An 18,655-nucleotide genomic window follows, 5' to 3' on the forward strand; every position below is an offset into this window, starting at 1 on the left:
CAGACCAACGGCCTGGTGGAGCGCTTCAATGGCCGCATCAGCGAGGTCGTGCAGCAGACCCGATTCAATTCGGGCGCCGAGTTGGAAGCCACGCTCACGGCGTACTGCAAGACCTACAACCACCACACATCCCGCAACGCTCGCTCGACCACCGCTCACCCGTGCAAGCCCTTCAAGCTTGGCAGGTCGCCAAGCCCCATTTGTTCAAGCGCGCTGTATACAAACAGGCGGGTCTTGACACATAGCCTCAACGTGCAAGCCGTCCGCTGAGCAAAAGGTTGAACCGTAGGGTTTCATTCATACGAGACCGCAACTCCGTCTGCGGTCTTCTCTTGCTTGAATATCTTCGCGCCCTGATGGCCTGTGACAACTAGCTCAGACTCCGAAATCCACCGAACTCTTAGTGCCAGCGATCCATCGGCAATAAACGTGTTTCCCGCTTCGCTGGGAAATATGTCGCCTTTTGCCAGAACCGATAGCTGCGTATTGAAGCCGGCAGTCGCCCCGCAATTGCGATTGAAGATCACTGCAACGCGCCCGCCCTGAGGTGACTCAACGGTTGAAGCGACCTCGTTGCCGCAGCCAGCGTCGCAGCCGTTCAGCGCAGCCAGAATTCCAATGCCGATGAGAACTGTGCCTAGCCGCATTGCCGCTGTTCAACGTTGAAGCTGAGCCGCGAGCGGCGATTTGCCGACGCGAGTCGGCTCGATCGCCTGGTTAGCTATCTCGGTCACCGGATCAAGCTCATTGACGAAGTACGGATCGAATTCAAAACCATGGTCTCGGATGAGTGCCATCGCCAAGATCTGAATTTCTCGCAGCGACGGAACAATCAGATCCTTACACCGTACAAAGCCAACCGTCTCCGAACCACGATCGGACGCAGAAACTTCCTCGGTGTCCAGCACTACGTGGCCGCGTGAAACACAACTCGACCACCGATTTCTCTCAGTATCAACGGCGAGGTCGCCAACCGAGAACCGCCAGCGCCTATGACTCCAGAAGTCTGCAGGCCCATAAATTCGGAGGAACAGGCAGCATGCCGCTGTGGCCATTCCATTCGAACGGTGCCGAACATCCACCCGGATCTCTGTCGCGTGCGCACTAAATCGCATGGATGGCTAACAAATGAATGGGACTTCCCCGTCCCGAACCTGCCGCGCTGCGGTCGACGCCAATCAGGTACCACGAGGGGAAGTGAGATCTGTCATCAACTCATTCAGACGGGGATCCATGACGATTTTGACCGCGGGCATCCAACCTCGCCAAGAACGTTTTCGCGGCCCGCGGCGTGAACGAGGCGGGCGAGGCGGGAGCTGGGTGGCACCGCCGTGCCTCGCAAAAGCTGCATGAGTTGATCGCGTTCGGGTTCAGCCCGCTAGCAACCGCTCCAGCCGCTGCTCCCTGAGTCCGTAGAAGCGCTTGATCTCGGCGATCTGCGCCAGCAGCTCGGGCCGGCGCGCGGCCAGCACCTCGGCCGCGGCACCCTGCGCCTTCACGGCCAGAATCATCTTGTTCTTGCTGGTGTGCTCCAGCGCGATGAACTCGAACACCTGCGTGCGGTAGCCCTGGGTCTCCAGCAGCAATGCGCGCAGCGAGTCGGTCACCATCTCGGCTTCCTGGCCCAGGTGGATGCCGTGTTGCAGCATGGGCCGCAGCACAGCGGGCAACGTCATCTGCGGCCGCAGCTCCTTGTGGCAGCAGGGCGAGCTCATGATGATGCGCGCGCCGCTTTTCAGCCCGACGTGCAGCGCGTGGTCGGTCGCGATGTCGCAGGCGTGCAGCGCGATCATCACGTCCAGCGGCTGCACGGCCTGGGTGCGCACGTCGCCCTGGTCGAAGCGGATGCCGGCGAGCTGTTCGCCGTCGATGACCGCGTTGCACAGCCTGACCATGTCGTCGCGCAGCTCGATGCCGGTGACGCGCGGCTGCAAGCCGCGCGCCTGCAGCCACTCGTGCACGGCAAAGGTCAGGTAGCCCTTGCCCGAGCCGAAGTCGGCCACCCTGATGGGCCCAGGCACGGGGCTCTGCAGTTGCGCCTCGTCGACGGCGGACGACAGGATTTCGACGAAGCGGTTGATCTGCTTCCACTTGCGCGCCATCGCCGGCACCAGTGAGGGCTCGCCTTTCACCAAGTGCGTCAGGCCCAGCGCCGACCAGACCGGGTTCGCCATCTCCAGCGGGCGCTGCTTGGCCTTGTCGTGCGCGGCCGGTGCAGGCGCGGCCTCGGCGCTGTCCAGGCGCGTCACGCGCAACGTCTCGCGGCCCTTGCGGCTGACGGCGAACTGCACCTCTTCGGCCGCCGTGTGCAGGTGCGCGTTGCGAAACCGCGCGCCCAGCAGCGTGGCGATCTCGGCCAAGCCGGCGCCGGGCGCATGATTCTTCGTGACGTCCTTGGTCCGGTACTTCCACAGAAAGCTCAATGCCGGCTCGCTGCGCAGGTCGATGGCGCGCACGGTCAGCCGCTCCACGTCTTCGTCGTCGCCCACCGGGCCCGACAGCAGCAGCTTGCCGAACTGACCGCCGGCCAGCGCCAGCCGCACCAGATGCAGGAAGCGCTCGTGCGCAGGCGCGGTGGCGGCGGGGGGCGGGGTGACGAGGGAGGTGAACAGCGGCGAGGACATCGGTGGGATTGTCGGAGATCCGGCATATCGGCCTGACCGGACAATCCGCGCATGCCCCACGCCGTGTCCCGTCTTCGCGCCGCCCGTCTGGCGCGCGCCACCAAGCCTTTCATGGTCCGCGGCGGCTTCAAGCGGGAGCGCTGCGAGAGCTGCCGGCTGCTGCCCTCGCACTGCATGTGCGCGCTGCGCACGCCGTTGGATACGCAGGCCGCGGTGTGCCTGCTGATGGCGGACATCGAGCCGCTGAAGCCGACCAACACGGGCTGGCTGATCGCGGACCTGGTGGCGGACACCTTCGCGTTCGGCTGGTCGCGCACCGAGGTTGACCCCGCCCTCATCGCGCTGCTGAGCGATCCCGTCTGGGAGGGCTATGTCGTGTTTCCCGGCGAGTACACGGCGCCCGAGCGTGTGGTGAACGCTCTTCCGCCGCGCACGCCGGGCCCCGGCGGCACGTCCCGGCGGCCGCTGTTCATCCTGCTGGACGGCACCTGGGCGGAGGCGCGCAAGATGTTCAGCCGCAGCCCCTACCTGAACCACCTGCCGGTGCTCAGCCTGGCGCCCGCCGACGCGTCGCAGTACCGGCTGCGCCGCTCCTGGTGCAGCGACCACCTGTGCACCAGCGAGGTTGCCGCGCGCTGCCTGGGCCTGGCCGGAGACGCTCGCGCCGAGGAAACGCTGCAGGCCTACCTGGGCGTGTTCATGCACCACTACTTGCAAGCGCGCAACCAGTTGCCGGTCGACGGGAACAGCGCCGAGCACCAGCGCCTGCACCGCGCGCTGTCCCCGCAGGCGTGAGCGACGCGCGCCGCGCCGCCGCGGGCCTCAGGCGTGCGTGATGAGCGCCCGCGTCTCGGCCGTGTCCAGATGCGGCAGCGTGTTGAACGTGACGAGGTGGAAGCGCTCGCGGTTGTAAGCCAGCTCGGTCAGCGACGCATTGCGCAGGCGCAGATTCAGCTCCACCAAGCTTTCGGGCGGCGCCTGCAGCACATGCGCCACCGCGGTAGCGATGGGGCCGCCGCTGCTGACCATCAGCACCTGCTTGCCCACGCCCGCCGCCAGCACGCGCGCCAGCGCGTCGACGATTCCGGCATGGAAGTCCACATGCGCGGGCATGCCCTGCGGCTGCGTCTCGCCACGCATCCAGGCCAGCAGCCCGGTGCGCAGCAGCCGGAAGTGCTGCTTGACGGTCTCGGGGTCGGTGGGCCTGGCCAGCGGCGCCGGGTGGATGGCGCGCACGACCGCCTCGCTGTCGTACTCGTTGAGGCCCGGCAGCGCAACCGTGGGCAGGTCTTCGCCGTAGCCCTCGACGATGCCGGCCAGCGACTGCGCGTGCCGCCGCAACGTGCCGGTGAACACCGCGTCGAAGCGCTGGCGGCGCTCGCGCCAGTAGGCGCCGAGCAGCCGGCATTGCTCATGGCCCCGGGCACTTAGCTGGTCGTAGTCGGCCGCGCCGAAGCTGGCTTGGCCGTGGCGGACGAGATAAAGGCTTCCCATGGCAGCCATCATGGCGCGCCGCAGCGCCACAGACTGTCGCGACAATGACGGCCATGCTGATCCGACAGGCCACCCTCGCCGACACCGCCGAACTCTGGCGCGTGCGCTACGCCGTCACCGAAAACAAGCTGACGCCTGGCCGTATCAAGGACGATGAACTGCACGCCTACCTGAACGACTACGGCCGCGGCTGGGTGGTTGAACTGGAGAACGGACGCATCGCCGGCTTCGCCATCGCCGACAACCGCGACGGCCATATCTGGGCCATGTTCGTGGACCCGCCGCTGCATGGCCGGGGCTATGGGCGCCAGTTGCACGACGTGATGGTGGACTGGTTGTTCGCGCAGGGCCACGAAAGGCTGGACCTGGGCACCGAGCCCGACTCCCGCGCCGAGGCCTTCTACCGCCGCGCCGGCTGGCAACCCACCGCTGAAGGCCTGGACGCCTATGGCGACAAGCACTTTGAACTGCTGAAGAAAAACTGGACCCGACATGCTTGAGACCCACGTCATCGAGACCGCTCCCAACCCGCGCACGACGATCATCGTGCTACACGGCCTGGGTGCCGACGGCCACGACTTCGTGCCCATCTGCGGCGAGCTGGACCTGGCGGCCATCGGCCCGGTGCGCTACGTGTTCCCGCACGCGCCGCAGCGGCCCGTGACCATCAACAACGGCTACGTGATGCGCGCCTGGTACGACATCCTCGTCACCGACCTCGTGCGCCGCGAGGACGAGGCCGGCCTGCGCGAGTCGCAGCGGCAGATCGCCGAGCTCATCGACGCCGAACGCGCAAGCGGCGTGCCGGCGAACCGCATCGTGTTGATGGGCTTCTCCCAAGGCTGCGCGATGACGCTGATGACCGCGCTGCGCTACCCGCACCGGCTGGGCGGCGCGGTAGGTCTGTCGGGCTATGTGCCGCTGGCCGCCACCACCGCAGCGGAGCGCACCGACGCTAACGCCGACCTGCCGATCTTCCTGGCCCACGGCACGCAGGACCCCATCGTCGCGCCGGCGCGCGGCACCGCCGCCCGCGATGCGTTGCGCGCGCTGGGCCACGACGTCGAGTGGCACGACTACCCGATGCCGCACTCGGTCTGCGCCGAAGAGATCGCCGACCTGAACGCCTGGCTGCTGAAGCAACTGGGCTGACTTCGGGGCGCTGTTCCGGCGGCAGCCAGAGCCGCATCTCGGGGAAGATCAAGCCGTCATGGAGCGTCTTGCCGAACAGATCGTCGACTGGCACAACCGCCACCCCCTCGCACGCCGCATCGGCGTGGCGGACGTGCACACCATCGGCGTGGTGGCCCTGCCCTTCGTGCGCGCGTCGGCGCAGGCAGGCGGGCTTGTCGAGCCGGTGCTGACTGACGCGGTCAGCGCGTTCGACGAACTGCACGGCTCGCCGCCGGTGTCGCGCGGCGCGGTCTGGCTGCAGCGGCTGAAGGCGGTGCCGGGACTGCTGTCGCGGCTATTGGGCCGGGCGCCGCGCACGCAGTGGCGGGCTTTCAACGAAAAATTCCTGCCCGGCCTCAGCCCGACGCGCATCGAGCGCTTCGCGCTGGCGCACGGCTACGCGGAGCCGCCGGCCACGCCCGAGACGCGGCCCTGGCGTGTCATCGTCATCGACGAGCAGCAGGCCGCAAAACATGGCGGCTGGCCGTTCGAGCTGTACCTGATGAGCGCCGGCGCGGACCAGGGCGAGGCCCGCACCCGCGTGCTGCTGGGGCGCGGCATCCCGTCGCAGATCATCGGCCGGCGGCTGTGGGACCCGCGCCGTGTGGCCGCGGCGGGCGTCACGCTGCTGTTGCTGGGGGCGCTGGCGGTCTGGCAACTGTGGCCACGGCCGGCGCCACCACCAGCCATGCCAGCTGCACCTGCCGCACCTGCGCAGGCCAGCGCCGCCTCGATGGCCTTGATGGCCCCTGCGCCGGCGAGCGTGCCGGTGGTCGCACCAGCCGCCTCGGTGCCGGGCGCCGAGGCCTCGGCGCCCGCCGAAGCCGCGTCCGACATCGCGCCACTGCCGGAAACAGGCGCCAGCGATGCGCCGGTGCCCGACATCCGCCCGCGCCTGGTTACGCGAACGGACGGCAAGCAGCTGCCGCCGCTGGGGGGCGGTAAGGCGCCCGAGAAGGCCGCTGAGAAGGGCGGCGACAAGGCCGCCGACAAGGCCCCGGCCCCCGCGGCCAGTTCACCGACGCCCACGCCTGCACCCGCAGCGGCGCCCTCGCCCGCCACGCCCGAACCTGCGAAGGCCGAGCCGCCGGACCCGCGGCTGGCGCAGATGGCGGGCTCGCCGGCCAAGGTGGCCGTTGCGCTGGTCGGCCCGCCCGGCAGCAAAGCGCAGGCCGAAGCGCTGCTGGCCCGCATGAAGGCCGGTCTGGTGGGCGTGCACAGCAACCCCGAGGCGCTGCAGTCCGACGTCATCCAAACGCCCGAGGGCTGGCGCGCGACGATCTGGCCGTTCGCCAGCCGCGAGCAGGCCCAGCTCATCAACGCGACGCTGGTGGCGCGTGGGCTGAAGACGAAGGCCGTGAACTTCTAGGCGCCCGCGCCGCTGAAGCGCTGGGCCAGGAAGTCCAGCAGCAGGCGCAGCGCCAGCGGCTGATACTGGCGCGACAGGTAGACGCCGTGGATGCCGTGCGATTCGGGCTCGTGCCCGGTCAGCACCCGCCGCAAGCGCCCGAGTTGCAGGTCTTCCTCGACCAGATAGTCGGGCAGGATGGCCAGGCCCGCACCCGCCAGCACCGCGCTGCGCATGACGCCGGCATCGTTGCTCTGCAGTACCGAACGCACCGGCACGCGCAGCCACCGCCCCTCACGGTCCTGCAGCGCGTAGTCGTCGCGGTTGACGTAGGCATGCGTCACACAGCGGTGCTGGGCCAGGTCTTGCGGCTGCACCAGAGGCGGCGCGGCATCCAGATAGGCCGGCGCGGCGCACAGCACGGAGCTGAAACGCCCCAGCGGGCGGGCGACGAGGTGGGCATCGAGCTGGTTGCTGATGCGCACGGCCAAGTCGATGCGCTCCTCGACGAGATTCACCGCGCGCTCCAGCACCACCAGTTCCACCTCGCAGTCGGGGTGCAGCGCCAGGAACGCCGCCATCGCGGCGGCCAACTTAGCCTGGGCCAGCGAGGCGCTGGCCGTCACGCGCAACCGCCCGCGCGGGGCCAGGCGTTGCGCGCCGGCGGCAGCCTCCGTCTCGCGCACCAGCTCCAGCATCTGGCGACAGCGCTGCAGCGCGGCAGCACCCGCCTCGGTGAGGCTGACGCGCCGTGTCGTGCGCTGCAGCAGCCGCGCGCCCAGCCACCGCTCGGCGCTCTCCAGGTAGCGCGACACCATGGCGCGGGACATCTCCAGCGCGTCGCCGGCCTGCGTGAGGCTGCCGCGCTCGGCCACTTCGACGAACACCTGCATCGCGGTCAGCCGGTCCATGATTTGCCCGATTGAATTGACAAACCATTGACTCTATCGTTATTTATCAACCAAAACAGCTTTAATAGAGTGGCGGCATTCTGTTCAACCCGAGACGACGCACGATGACCGCCTTTCAAAAGATCCTGACCCGCCTGCTGCCGCTCGCTGCGCTGACCCTGCACGCCGTGGATGCCAGTGCGCAGGCCAATGCCACCGCACCGCTGACGCTGCAGGTGTACAACGCCGACGCCGCCAGCTTTCACGTCAACGCGGTGCTGGTGTCCGGTAAGACCGACGCCGTGCTGCTGGACACCGGCTTCACGCGCGCCGATGCACTGCGGATCGCCAGCATGGTGCTGGACAGCAAGAAGACGCTGAAAACCATTTACATCAGCCAGGCCGACCCGGACTTCTACTTCGGCATCGGCGTGCTGAAGACCTTCTTCCCGCAGGCACGCGTGGTCGCGACGGCGCCGACGCTGAAGAAGATCGAAGCCACGCTGGCGACCAAGCTGCAGGTCTGGGGCCCGCGCCTGGGCGCCAACGCGCCGCAGGCCGTGCCGCTGCCTGAGGCGCTGGCCACGCCGGTGATCGAGCTGGAAGGCGAGAAGCTGGAGATCCGCGGCCTGGACGACACACTGCCGCACCGCAGCTATGTGTGGATCCCGTCGCTGCGCACCATCGCGGGCGGCGTCAACGTGTTCGCCGGCCTGCATGTGTGGACGGCCGACACGCAGACCGCGCAGGAACGCGCAGCCTGGAGCGCCAAACTGGGCACGATGGTCACACTGCAGCCGCTGCGCGTCATCCCCGGCCACAGCCGCGCCGGCGCATCGCACGACGCGACACAGCTGCGCTACACGCAGGACTACCTGGCCCGCTTCGAGACCGAGCTGCCCAAGGCCGCCAACGCCGCCGCACTGATCCAGGCTATGCAGCAGGCCTACCCGGACGCGGGCCTGGGCATCGCGCTGGACATCGGCGCGAAGGTCAACAAGGGCGAGATGAAGTGGTGAGCCTCAGTTGCGCCGGATGACGAAGGCGCGCTTGTCGCCGGGGTCGAAGCCGCAGCGCTCGTAGAACGCCCACACCGCCGGATCCTGGCGGCTGGTGGTCAGCAGCACCTTGTAGGCACCCATCGCCCAGGCCTGGTCAATGGCATGGCGGATGACGGCTTGGCCGTGGCCGCGGTTGCGGCGGTCCTCGCGCGTGACCACGTTTTCGATGACGCCGTAGCTGCGTCCACCGCGCGTCAGGTTGGGAATGACGGCAAGGTTGCAGGTGGCCACCAGCGTGTCGCCGTCGAACAAACCGAAGTGGCGCAGGCCAGGATGCGTGAACGCGGCGCGCACCGACTCGGGCGGCGGCGGTGCATCGCCCTCGTTCAACTGCTGGTAGAGCGCCAGCAGGGCGTCGACATCGCCGACGCCCAGGTCGCGGATGGCGACCGTCTCCGTCACTTGACTTCGAGCTTCATCGTATTGGCGATGAAGGCCAGCACATCGCTGCGCTCCTCGATGATCTTCGACGTGGGCTTGCCTGCACCATGGCCGGCGTTGACCTCGATGCGGATCAGCTTGGGCGCCGGGCCGGTGTCCGCAGCTTGCAGCGCAGCCGTGTACTTGAAGCTGTGCGCCGGCACGACGCGGTCGTCGTGGTCGGCTGTCGTGACCAGCACGGCCGGGTACTTCGCGCCGCTCTTGATGTTGTGCAGCGGCGAGTACGCGTGAAGCGCCTTGAACATCTCGGGGCTGTCGGCGCTGGTGCCGTAGTCCGACGCCCAGGCCCAGCCGATAGTGAAGTGCTGGTAGCGCAGCATGTCCATCACACCCACCTGCGGCACGGCAGCGGCGAACAAGTCGGGGCGTTGGTTGGTGACCGCGCCCACGAGCAGGCCGCCGTTGGAGCCGCCGTTGATGGCGAGCGTTGCCGGGCTGGCGATCTTCTGCTTGACCAGCCATTCGCCAGCGGCGATGAAGTCGTCGAACACGTTCTGCTTGCGCAGCTGGGTGCCGGCGTCATGCCACGCCGAGCCGTACTCGCCGCCGCCGCGCAGCGACGCGCTGACGTAGACCCCGCCCATGCGCAGCCAGGTCGCGGCCGTGACGCCGTAGCCTGGCGTGATGTTGATGTTGAAGCCGCCGTAGCCGTACAGCAGCGTGGGGTTGCTGCCGTCCAGCTTCAAGCCCTTCTTCGCGGCGATGAAGATGGGAAAGCGCGTACCGTCCTTGCTGGTGACGAACTCGCGGCGCGTCTCGAACTCGTCGGCGTTGAAGGCGGTCTTGGGCTTCTTGAACAGCGTGGTCTGGCCGGTCTTCACGTCATAGCGATGGATCTCGGACGGCGTGGTCAGGCTGGTGTAGCTGAAGAAGGTCTCGGTGTCGCTCCAGCGCCCGCCGAAGCCACCCGCCGTACCGATGCCGGGCAGCTTGACCTCGCTGAGGCGCTTGCCATCGGCCGCGTGCACGCGCACCAGCGTGGCCGCGTCGTTCAGGTAGCTCAGCAGCAAGCGGCCACCGACGCCCGAGGCCTGCGTCATCGCGTCCGGACCTTCGGCCACCAGCGTCTTCCAGCCGGCCGGCGCGGGGTTTTTCAGGTCCACGGTGATGATCTTGCCGCGCGGTGCGCCCTTGTCGGTGCGCAGCACCAGCCGCCCGCCGGTGACGGCGACGGGGCTGTACATCGCGTCGAAATCCAGCGTGATGGGCTGCGGCTTGCCGCCCGCGAAGGCACCCTTGGGCAACGGCAGTACCAGCAGGCCGTTCTTGCTGCCGGCGCTCTTCCAAACGTTGATGAGCAGCAGCTGGCCGTCGTCGGACACCTCGGCGCCGAAGCCCCACTCCTTGTCGTCGCGGTTCTCGGCGACGAGCACGTCATCGCTTTGCGGCGTGCCCAGACGGTGGTAATAGAGCTTCTGGAAGTAGTTGGCGCCCTTGAGCTTCTCGCCGTCCTTGGGTGCGTCGTAGCGCGAGTAGAAGAAGCCTTTGCCGTCAGCAGTCCAGGACGCGCTGCTGAACTTGACCCAGTCGATCTTGTCGTCCAGGTCCTTGCCGGTGGCGAGGTCGCGCACGCGCCAAGTCTGCCAGTCGGAGCCGGCGCCAGCGACGCCGTAAGCCAGCAGCTTGCCGTCGCGCGAGGGCACCAGGCCGCTGAGCGCCACCGTGCCATCCTTGGAGAAGCCGTTGGGGTCCAGCGCGACCTGCGGCGCGTCCTTCAGCGACGGCGCCCAGTAGATGACGTTCTGCTGCTGCAGGCCGTCGTTGCGGCTCCAGAAGTAGCGGTCACCCTCCCGGAACGGGATGCCGAAGCGCTCGAAGTTGTAAAGCTCGGTGTAGATGCGGCGCGCCGGCAGGCGCTGCGGCATGGCTTCGAGAAACTTGTCGGTGACGGCGTTCTGCGCCGTCACCCAGGCCTTGGTCTCGGCGCTGTTGTCGTCTTCCAGCCAGCGGTAGGGGTCGGTGACGGTGGTGCCGTGGTACGCATCGACCTGGTCGACCTGGCGGGTGACGGGGTAGGTCAGCGTCTGGGCGTGGGCAGCGGGGGTCAGCATGGCCGCGAGGGTAACGGCGGTCAGGGCGAGCTTCATCGTGCGAAGTCCTGGGGTCAAGAAGGCGCGGATTGTCCCGCCCTCCATCGGCGCCGCCGATGGTCATGCGATGAAGCCCTGACAGCACAAACCCCAGGGCGCAGCGCCATCAGCTCCGATAGTCGGCGTTGATGGTCACGTAGTCGTGGCTAAGGTCGCAGGTCCAGACGGTGGCGCTGGCCGCACCGCGGTTCAGGCCGATGCGGATCGTGATCTCGCTCTGCTTCATGACGCGCTGGCCGTCTTCCTCGCGGTACTCGGGCCGGCGGCCGCCGCGCGTCACCACGTGCACATCGTCCAGGTGCAGGTCGATCAGGCCCTGGTCCAGGTCGCCGATGCCGGCATAGCCGACGGCGGCCAGGATGCGGCCCAGGTTCGGGTCGCTGGCGAAGAACGCCGTCTTGACCAGCGGCGAGTGCGCGATGGCGTAGGCCGCCAGCCTGCATTCGGCCTCGTCGCGCCCGCCTTCCACCGTGATCGTGATGAACTTGGTGGCGCCCTCGCCGTCGCGCACGATGGCCTGGGCCAGCTCCTGGCTCAGCGCGATCAGCGCTTCGCGCAGCGCCTTTGCGTCGGCGCTGTCCAGCGACGTGATCTCGGTGTGTTGCGCCTTGCGGCTGGCGATCAGCAGGAAGCAGTCGTTGGTCGACGTGTCGCCGTCGATGGTGATGCGGTTGAACGACGCATCGGCGGCCTCCTTCACCAGGGGCTGCAGCAGCGCAGGCGCGATGTTGGCGTCGGTGGCGACGAAGCCAAGCATCGTCGCCATGTTGGGCCGGATCATTCCGGCGCCCTTGGAGATGCCTGACAACGTGACCGGCACGCCGCCGAGCGTGATGCGGCGCGACGCGGCCTTGGGCAGCGTGTCCGTTGTCATGATGCCCAGTGCAGCCTCGCCCCAGCCGTCGTCCCGCAGCGCAGCCAGCGCGGCCGGCAGGCCGGCGGTGATGCGGTCCACCGGCAGCGTCTCCATGATGACGCCGGTGGAGAACGGTAGCACCTGCTCGGGTGCGCAGCCGATCAGGCCAGCCAGCGCCTGGCAGGTCTCGCGGGCACGGGCCAGGCCATCGGCACCAGTGCCGGCATTGGCGTTGCCGGTGTTGATTAGCAGCGCGCGCACGGCAGCGCCGCCGGCCAGGTGCTCGCGGCACACCTGCACCGGCGCGGCACAAAAGCGGTTGGTCGTGAACACACCGGCCACGGCCGCGCCCTCGTCCAGCACGATGACGTTGAGGTCGCGCCGGTTGGCCTTGCGCACGCCGGCCATCGTCACGCCGAGGCGCACGCCCGGCACGGGCAACAGGGTGGCGGGATCGGGGGCGGTGAGATTGACAGGCATGGCGCGCTCGGTGGGTTCAGGGAAAGCGCGCGGATTGTAGAAAGCTAAAACAACAAAGACTCCCGAAGGAGCCTTGGCAAGCGGGCGACCGGTCCGGTCAGCGCGGCAGGCGCCTGCGGGCGATCATGCCGATGGCTCCCAGTCCGGCCAGGAACAGCGCGTAGGTCCCGGGTTCCGGCACAGCGGTGGCGAACACCAGATCCTGGTAGTCGCCACTGGTCAGCTTGGTGACCTGGTAGCTGCTGGTGCCCGAGAAGCTCAGCGCGGCGGCCAGGTAGCTGTCCGCCAGTGTCGTCACGGCCGACGGGCCCTGGGAAACGAAGGCGCCCGTCTGCGTGCCAAAAGTCGAGGACTCCTGCGTGAACTCCCAGACGGCGAGCTGGAAGGCCGCCTGCTGCGTGGCATTCATGCTGGTGCTGAACGACGTCTGGTACAGCGCGGCCAGGTGGCTGGCTTCGACGCCGGAGAACGACGACACCGAGTAGGTGGCAGGCAGCACGGAGTTGCCGGCCAGCGGCTCGATGCAGAAGGCTGCGAAGCTGGTGCCGCTGGTCAGGTTGGTGTACTGCAACTGGAGCGCGTAGTCGTCGAACACCGCCTCAGTGGTGCTCAGGCGCGTGTCAAACGCCTGCAGCGCCACGCCGGCCTGGGCCGCGTTGCCTTGCCAAGCGATGGAGATGTCGCTGGCGTGGGCAGCCTGCGCGCCGGCCAGCATGAACACGGCGGCGATGATCGTCGAGAGTTGCTTCTTCATGAGGATTCCTTGAGGCAGGCTGCGGCGTTCAGGCCGACTTGCGGCGACGGGAGGCGAACAGTGCGCCACACACGGCCACGAAGGCCAGACCGACGCTGCCGGGCTCGGGCAGTTCCATGGCCACGGTGTAGCCGTTGCCTTGCTTGTTGGCGTAGCTGGTGCCACTGACGCTCAGGACCCAGGTACCCGCATCCAGTTCGCGCGGCGACAGCGACCATTGCTCGAGACCGACGCGAGTCGTGGTCCAGCTGATGGCCACCAGCTCCGACCAACTGATCGTCTCGCCGGTGGTCAGGTTGGACAGCGTCACCGACTTGATGTCGGTGGCCGGGTTGGACGTCAGCGCACCCTTGGTCTTCAGCAGGCCGTTGAACCAGGTGTCCTCGGTCAGCGTGAACGTGTAGACGTTGCTGTCGGTGAAGGCGGTGCCGAACCCCGTCGGGTCCTTGTGGGTCGTGTTGCTAACCGTGACGGGGCCGGCCGACGCGCTGGTGGCCAGGACAAGTGCTGCGGCGGCTGCGAACAGGGCTTTCATGACGAGCTTTCTGGAACTTCTATCGGGCAAACCCCAGTGGCGGGGCTCTCTGGGACTGCACTCTAGGGGGGCGATGCCGGGGGGAGCACCCCCCATGCGCGTGGCGCTTGGGGCTCTATGTGCTCAAACGCACGCTTTTCCCCCCACATGGGTGGGCTCGCGGCGCGGGTCGCCCCAATCGGGATAGGGGCGGCCAGACATTCTGACCGAGCCCCTCCCACACCACCCGGCATGCGGGTCCGCACCGGGCGGTTCGAGAGTTTGAGGTCAAGAGAGCCGGGGAAGCCCCAGCCGGTCGAAGTAGCTGATGGTCAGGACCGTCTTGAGTAGCCCGTCGCTGTTTCTCCACCCGCATCGGCTGTTGCTCGCCACCCGCTTTGCCGCAGTGTCCGTGGCGCCAAGAGCTTTGAGCGCCCGGTAGATCGCGTGCGACCCACGCCAGTGTTTGAGCTGGATGGCCCGCAACCGGTGCCGCAGCCACTGGTCTAGCTTGCGCCAGACGCTCGGTGTCTGTGCCAACCCGAAGTACGCCTTCCAGCCCAGCATGTAGGGTCGCAGCGCCTGCACCACTTGCGCCATGCTGCGTCCGCCTGAGCGGCCCGTGAGTTCCCGGATGCGCGCCTTGAAGTTGTCCAGCGCCTTGTGGGCCACCGCGCATTTCACTTCGCGCCCCTTGGATACCCACAGCTCGTAGCCCAGGAATTTGCGCCCGAAGGCGCTGCACACGGCACTCTTGGCTTCATTGATCTGAAGCCTCAGCTTGCCGTACAGCGTCCTGAGCCACGCCATCACCCGCTCGCCGGCTCGTCGGCTGCCCACATAGACGTTGCTGTCGTCGGCATAGCGCGCGAAGCAGTAGCCCCGCGCCTCCATCGCCTTGTCCACTTCGTCCAGCAGCACGTTGGCCAGCAGCGGGCTCAGCGGCCCACCTTGCGGTGTGCCCTGTTGGCGCTCCACCACCACCCCGCCATCCATGATCCCAGCGTTCAGGTACGCACGGATGAGCCGCAGGACGGCCGTATCCGCGATGCGTTTCTTGAGCCTGTCAACAAGAATGTCGTGATTGACCCGGTCGAAGAACTTCGCCAGGTCCACGTCCACCACCACGCGCTTGCCCGATTGGACGTACGCCCGCGCGGCTTTGACCGCGTCGTGCGCACTTCGGCCCGGCCGGAACCCGTGGCTGTGGTCGCTGAAGGTGGGGTCGATCAGCGGTTGCAGCACTTGCAGCAGTGCCTGCTGGATCAGTCGGTCCGTCACCGTCGGGATACCCAGCTCGCGCTGGCTTCCGTCCGGTTTGGGAATCATCACCCTGCGCACCGGCGCAGGGCGGTACCGCCCTCCCAGCAGCTCTTGGCGGATCTGCGGCCATGTCGTTTGCAGCAGGCGCTGTGTGTGCTCGATGTCGAGCCCGTCCACGCCCGCCGCGCCCTTGTTGGCCTTGACCCGCTTCCAAGCCGCTTGCAGGTTCTCTCTCGTCAGCGCCGCCTCCAGCAGGGTGCCAGCCCCCGCCTCTGGCATTGCTGACCCTGTGCCCTGGTGCTCCTGGGACGGGTCGCAGGCTTCGTCGCTGGCCGGTTGGAACGCGGCTTCACCGCGCCCTTCCCCCGCCCGCCCGGCTGCCTCCGGCATCTGACGCATGGCCTTTGACATTCCCAGCTCCTCGGTCACTTGCTCTCGTTCGGTCCTTCACCTCTCGCTGGCGGCCTCGGCGGCCCCGCTACCCGGCTACTACGACCTCTGCTGAGACCTCGCTCCGGCATGGCCGTCGCCCTTTCAGGCACAAGACGAGGCGTCCCCAGGTAAGAACGCACTCCTTCATCGCACAACCGCCGCATTTACGCCGCTTCGCCTTGATCACGAGAGCTTCGTGGAATCATGCCCACTCGCCCTGCTCGGCAGCGCCTTCGATGCGGTTCTTGTTCATCGGCTCGCGATTTACGCTCCACGCTTCCTTCCCACGCTCGGTCGCCCTCACGCAGTTGCGCTTCGCTTCGTTCGTCGTGATCAACTTACGACGGGACTTGCACCCGTAAGAGTGCGCCCATGCTGGGCGCACATGAAAACGGGCCGGCAGAGCCGGCCCGTCATGGCTTGGCGTGCGGACGCTCAGGCCAGCTTGCCGTGGCAGCTCTTGAACTTCTTGCCGCTGCCGCAGGGGCACGGGTCGTTGCGGCCGACATGGCCGTACTGCTGCAGCAGCGTGGCGGGGTCGACCTCCTTGGACACCGAGCCGTCCTCGTTGGGATGCTCGTAGGTCACGTTGGACACGGCCTCGGCGCGCCGCTCGATGGCCTCGGCGGCTTGGTCAGCCTCTTCTTGGCTCTGAATGCGCACGTTCAGCAGCGTGCGGGTGACTTCCATCTTCACGACGTCCAGCAGCTGCGAGAACAGCTCGAAGGCCTCGCGCTTGTACTCCTGCTTGGGATTCTTCTGGGCGTAGCCGCGCAGGTGGATGCCCTGGCGCAGGTAGTCCAGCGCTGCCAGGTGCTCGCGCCAGCGCTGGTCGATGCTCTGCAGCAGCACCATGCGCATGAAGGGGTTGAACTGCTCGATGCCGACACGGTCCAGCTTGGTCTGGAACAGCGCGTCGCCGGCCTTGATGACGGCTTCCAGCAGGTCGTCGTCGGTAATGGAGTCGCTCTTCCTGACCAGCTCCGACAGCCCGACGTCCAGCTGCCACTCGTCCTTCAGCACCTGCTCCAGGCCGGGCAGGTCCCACTGTTCCTCGACGCTCTCGGCCGGCACGTAGGTGCGCACGACGTCGGTCAGCGTGGACGCGCGCAGCGAGGCGATCTGCGCCACGAGCTGCTCAGCCTCGAGGATGTCGTTGCGCTGCTGGTAGATGACCTTGCGCTGGTCGTTCGACACGTCGTCGTACTCCAGCAGCTGCTTGCGGATGTCGAAGTTGCGGGCCTCGACCTTGCGCTGCGCGCCTTCGATGGAACGCGTGACGATGCCGGCCTCGATGGCCTCGCCCTCGGGCATCTTCAGCCGGTCCATGATGGCGCGCACGCGCTCGCCGGCGAAGATGCGCATCAGCTGGTCGTCAAGCGACAGGTAGAAGCGCGAGCTGCCCGGGTCGCCCTGCCGGCCGGCACGGCCGCGCAGCTGGTTGTCGATGCGGCGGCTCTCGTGGCGCTCGGTCGCAATGATGCGCAGGCCGCCCTCGGCCTTCACCTTGTCGTGCAGGCCCTGCCACTCGTCCTTCAGCTGTTGGATGCGCGCGGCCTTCTCGCCCTCGGGGATGGACTCATCGGCCTCCAGGAACTTGACCTGGTTCTCGACGTTGCCACCCAGCACGATGTCGGTGCCGCGGCCGGCCATGTTGGTGGCGATGGTGATGACGCCCGGGCGGCCGGCCTGGGCGACGATCTGCGCTTCCTTCTCGTGCTGCTTGGCGTTCAGCACGTTGTGCGGCAGCTTGGCCTGGTTCAACAGGTTGGAGATCAGCTCCGAGTTCTCGATGGACGTGGTGCCCACAAGCACCGGCTGGCCACGCGTGTGGCAGGCGCGGATGTCCTCGATGACCGCGGCGTACTTTTCCTTGTCGGTCTTGTAGACCAGGTCAAGCTCGTCCTTGCGGATGGTCGGGCGGTTCGGCGGGATGACGACCGTCTCCAGGCCGTAGATCTCCTGGAACTCGTAGGCCTCGGTGTCAGCCGTGCCCGTCATGCCGGACAGCTTGCCGTACATGCGGAAGTAGTTCTGGAACGTGATGGACGCCAGCGTCTGGTTCTCGGCCTGGATCTGCACGCCTTCCTTGGCCTCGACGGCCTGGTGCAGGCCGTCGCTCCAGCGGCGACCCGACATCAGGCGGCCGGTGAACTCGTCGACGATGATGACCTCGCCGTTTTGCACGACGTAGCTCTGGTCCTTGTGATAGACGTGATGGGCCCGCAGCGCTGCATTCAAGTGATGCATCAGCGTGATGTTGGCCGCGTCGTACAGGCTGGCGCCCTCGGCGATCAGGCCGGCCTCGGTCAGCAGGCGCTCGGCGTTCTCGTGGCCGTCTTCGGTCAGATGGATCTGGTGTGACTTCTCGTCCACCGTGAAGTCGCCCGGCTCGATGACGCCCTCGCCCGTGCGCGGGTCCAGCTCGCCGATCTGCTTCTTCAGGCCCGGAACGATGCTGTTGATCTTCAGGTAGACGTCGGTGTGGTCGTCGGCCTGCCCCGAGATGATCAGCGGTGTGCGCGCCTCGTCGATCAGGATGGAGTCCACCTCGTCGACGATGGCGTAGGACGTGCCGCGCTGCACGCGGTCGGCCGTCTCGTAGACCATGTTGTCGCGCAGGTAGTCGAAGCCGTACTCGTTGTTGGTGCCGTAGGTGACGTCGGCGGCGTAGGCGGCCTGCTTCTGCTCGCGCGGCATCTGCGGCAGGTTGATGCCCACCGACAGGCCCAGGAACGTGTACAGCTTGCCCATCCACTCGGCGTCGCGGCGCGCGAGGTAGTCGTTCACCGTCACGACGTGGACGCCCTTGCCCGTCAGTGCGTTCAAGTACACGGGCAGCGTAGCCATCAGCGTCTTGCCCTCGCCGGTGCGCATTTCGGCCACCTTGCCGGCGTTGAGCACCATGCCACCGATCAGCTGCACGTCGAAGTGACGCATCTTCAACGCCCGCTTGCTGCCTTCTCGGCAGACGGCGAAGGCCTCGGGCAGGATCTGGTCGACGGTGGCGCCGTTGGCGATGCGCTGCTTGAACTCGGCCGTCTGGGCGCGCAGCTCGTCGTCGCTCAAGGCCTCGTACTTCGGCTCCAGCGCATTGATCTGCGCCACGGTGCGGCGGTATTCCTTGAGCAGGCGCTCGTTGCGGCTACCGAAAATCGACGTGAGAAGCTTGGGCAACATGCTGATTGGGGGCTGGGCGAGGGACGGCGGCGTCGACGCGGTTCGGTCGGAGGCG

16 protein-coding genes and 2 pseudogenes are annotated in these 18,655 nt (G+C 67.4%); 7 read left to right on the top strand and 11 right to left on the bottom strand.

Going from position 1 to position 18,655, the window contains the following annotated elements; all coding sequences use genetic code 11:
* Positions 1 to 245 (top strand): annotated as a pseudogene (locus ACG02S_RS20845) (integrase core domain-containing protein); the annotation flags it as partial.
* 411 nt (positions 246 to 656) lie between these two features.
* Here ACG02S_RS20845 and ACG02S_RS20850 read toward each other — a convergent pair.
* Positions 657 to 908: a hypothetical protein gene (locus ACG02S_RS20850; RefSeq protein WP_394472417.1), complete on the bottom strand. Its 252-nt coding sequence runs from the start codon at positions 906 to 908 to the stop codon at positions 657 to 659.
* A 325-nt stretch (positions 909 to 1,233) separates the two neighbouring features.
* Here ACG02S_RS20850 and ACG02S_RS20855 point away from each other — a divergent pair.
* A pseudogene (locus tag ACG02S_RS20855) lies at positions 1,234 to 1,363 on the top strand (IS110 family transposase); the annotation flags it as partial.
* 7 nt (positions 1,364 to 1,370) lie between these two features.
* Here the strand turns inward: ACG02S_RS20855 and ACG02S_RS20860 are convergent.
* Positions 1,371 to 2,624, bottom strand: a complete 1,254-nt coding sequence (locus ACG02S_RS20860) for a class I SAM-dependent methyltransferase (protein ID WP_394472418.1) — start codon at positions 2,622 to 2,624, stop codon at positions 1,371 to 1,373.
* A gap of 51 nt (positions 2,625 to 2,675) precedes the next feature.
* Between ACG02S_RS20860 and ACG02S_RS20865 the strand changes: the two genes are divergently transcribed.
* Positions 2,676 to 3,419 carry a tRNA-uridine aminocarboxypropyltransferase gene (locus ACG02S_RS20865; RefSeq protein WP_394472419.1) on the top strand — a complete coding sequence of 248 codons (744 nt, stop codon included), beginning with the start codon at positions 2,676 to 2,678 and terminating at the stop codon, positions 3,417 to 3,419.
* A gap of 27 nt (positions 3,420 to 3,446) precedes the next feature.
* Here ACG02S_RS20865 and ACG02S_RS20870 read toward each other — a convergent pair whose 3' ends face one another.
* Positions 3,447 to 4,118 carry a histidine phosphatase family protein gene (locus ACG02S_RS20870; protein WP_394472420.1) on the bottom strand — a complete coding sequence of 224 codons (672 nt, stop codon included), beginning with the start codon at positions 4,116 to 4,118 and terminating at the stop codon, positions 3,447 to 3,449.
* Positions 4,119 to 4,171: 53 nt separating this feature from the next.
* Here ACG02S_RS20870 and ACG02S_RS20875 point away from each other — a divergent pair, with 53 nt between their 5' ends.
* Genes ACG02S_RS20875 through ACG02S_RS20885 form a run of 3 tightly spaced genes read left to right on the top strand, consistent with a single transcriptional unit; the run spans position 4,172 to position 6,660 of the window.
* Complete coding sequence (locus tag ACG02S_RS20875; protein ID WP_394472421.1) at positions 4,172 to 4,618, top strand: GNAT family N-acetyltransferase; 447 nt, start codon at positions 4,172 to 4,174, stop codon at positions 4,616 to 4,618.
* A complete protein-coding gene (locus tag ACG02S_RS20880) occupies positions 4,611 to 5,270 on the top strand; it encodes an alpha/beta hydrolase (RefSeq protein ID WP_394472422.1) in 660 nt (219 codons plus the stop codon). Before ACG02S_RS20875 ends, ACG02S_RS20880 begins: the two co-directional genes overlap by 8 nt.
* Before the next feature lie 58 nt (positions 5,271 to 5,328).
* Positions 5,329 to 6,660: a hypothetical protein gene (locus tag ACG02S_RS20885; RefSeq protein WP_394472423.1), complete on the top strand. Its 1,332-nt coding sequence runs from the start codon at positions 5,329 to 5,331 to the stop codon at positions 6,658 to 6,660.
* Here ACG02S_RS20885 and ACG02S_RS20890 read toward each other — a convergent pair.
* On the bottom strand, positions 6,657 to 7,550 hold the full coding sequence (locus ACG02S_RS20890; RefSeq protein WP_394472424.1) for a LysR family transcriptional regulator: 894 nt from the start codon (positions 7,548 to 7,550) through the stop codon (positions 6,657 to 6,659). The genes ACG02S_RS20885 and ACG02S_RS20890 overlap by 4 nt on opposite strands.
* 104 nt (positions 7,551 to 7,654) lie before the next feature.
* Between ACG02S_RS20890 and ACG02S_RS20895 the strand changes: the two genes are divergently transcribed.
* Positions 7,655 to 8,548 (top strand): MBL fold metallo-hydrolase, encoded by an 894-nt coding sequence (locus ACG02S_RS20895; protein ID WP_394472425.1) that lies wholly within the window; start codon positions 7,655 to 7,657, stop codon positions 8,546 to 8,548.
* Positions 8,549 to 8,551: 3 nt separating this feature from the next.
* Here ACG02S_RS20895 and ACG02S_RS20900 read toward each other — a convergent pair whose 3' ends face one another.
* From ACG02S_RS20900 to secA, 7 genes are all read right to left on the bottom strand, one after another.
* Positions 8,552 to 8,992, bottom strand: coding sequence for a GNAT family N-acetyltransferase (locus tag ACG02S_RS20900; RefSeq protein ID WP_394472426.1), 441 nt, complete (start codon positions 8,990 to 8,992; stop codon positions 8,552 to 8,554).
* The gene (locus tag ACG02S_RS20905) at positions 8,989 to 11,118 is read right to left on the bottom strand and encodes a prolyl oligopeptidase family serine peptidase (RefSeq protein ID WP_394472427.1); all 2,130 of its coding nucleotides are present in this window, start codon (positions 11,116 to 11,118) and stop codon (positions 8,989 to 8,991) included. The genes ACG02S_RS20900 and ACG02S_RS20905 overlap by 4 nt, the downstream gene beginning before the upstream one ends.
* A gap of 109 nt (positions 11,119 to 11,227) precedes the next feature.
* Positions 11,228 to 12,457, bottom strand: coding sequence for a bifunctional glutamate N-acetyltransferase/amino-acid acetyltransferase ArgJ (gene argJ, locus ACG02S_RS20910; protein ID WP_394472428.1), 1,230 nt, complete (start codon positions 12,455 to 12,457; stop codon positions 11,228 to 11,230).
* A gap of 97 nt (positions 12,458 to 12,554) precedes the next feature.
* On the bottom strand, positions 12,555 to 13,211 hold the full coding sequence (locus tag ACG02S_RS20915) for a PEP-CTERM sorting domain-containing protein (RefSeq protein ID WP_394472429.1): 657 nt from the start codon (positions 13,209 to 13,211) through the stop codon (positions 12,555 to 12,557).
* 28 nt (positions 13,212 to 13,239) lie between these two features.
* Positions 13,240 to 13,746, bottom strand: coding sequence for a hypothetical protein (locus ACG02S_RS20920; RefSeq protein WP_394472430.1), 507 nt, complete (start codon positions 13,744 to 13,746; stop codon positions 13,240 to 13,242).
* Positions 13,747 to 14,013: 267 nt separating this feature from the next.
* The gene (ltrA, locus tag ACG02S_RS20925; RefSeq protein WP_394472592.1) at positions 14,014 to 15,405 is read right to left on the bottom strand and encodes a group II intron reverse transcriptase/maturase; all 1,392 of its coding nucleotides are present in this window, start codon (positions 15,403 to 15,405) and stop codon (positions 14,014 to 14,016) included.
* A 450-nt stretch (positions 15,406 to 15,855) separates the two neighbouring features.
* Positions 15,856 to 18,600 carry a preprotein translocase subunit SecA gene (secA, locus tag ACG02S_RS20930; RefSeq protein ID WP_394472431.1) on the bottom strand — a complete coding sequence of 915 codons (2,745 nt, stop codon included), beginning with the start codon at positions 18,598 to 18,600 and terminating at the stop codon, positions 15,856 to 15,858.
* Positions 18,601 to 18,655 lie beyond the last annotated feature (55 nt).

Origin of the sequence: Pelomonas dachongensis (assembly GCF_043555865.1) — a bacterium.
Taxonomy (GTDB): domain Bacteria; phylum Pseudomonadota; class Gammaproteobacteria; order Burkholderiales; family Burkholderiaceae_C; genus Pelomonas; species Pelomonas dachongensis.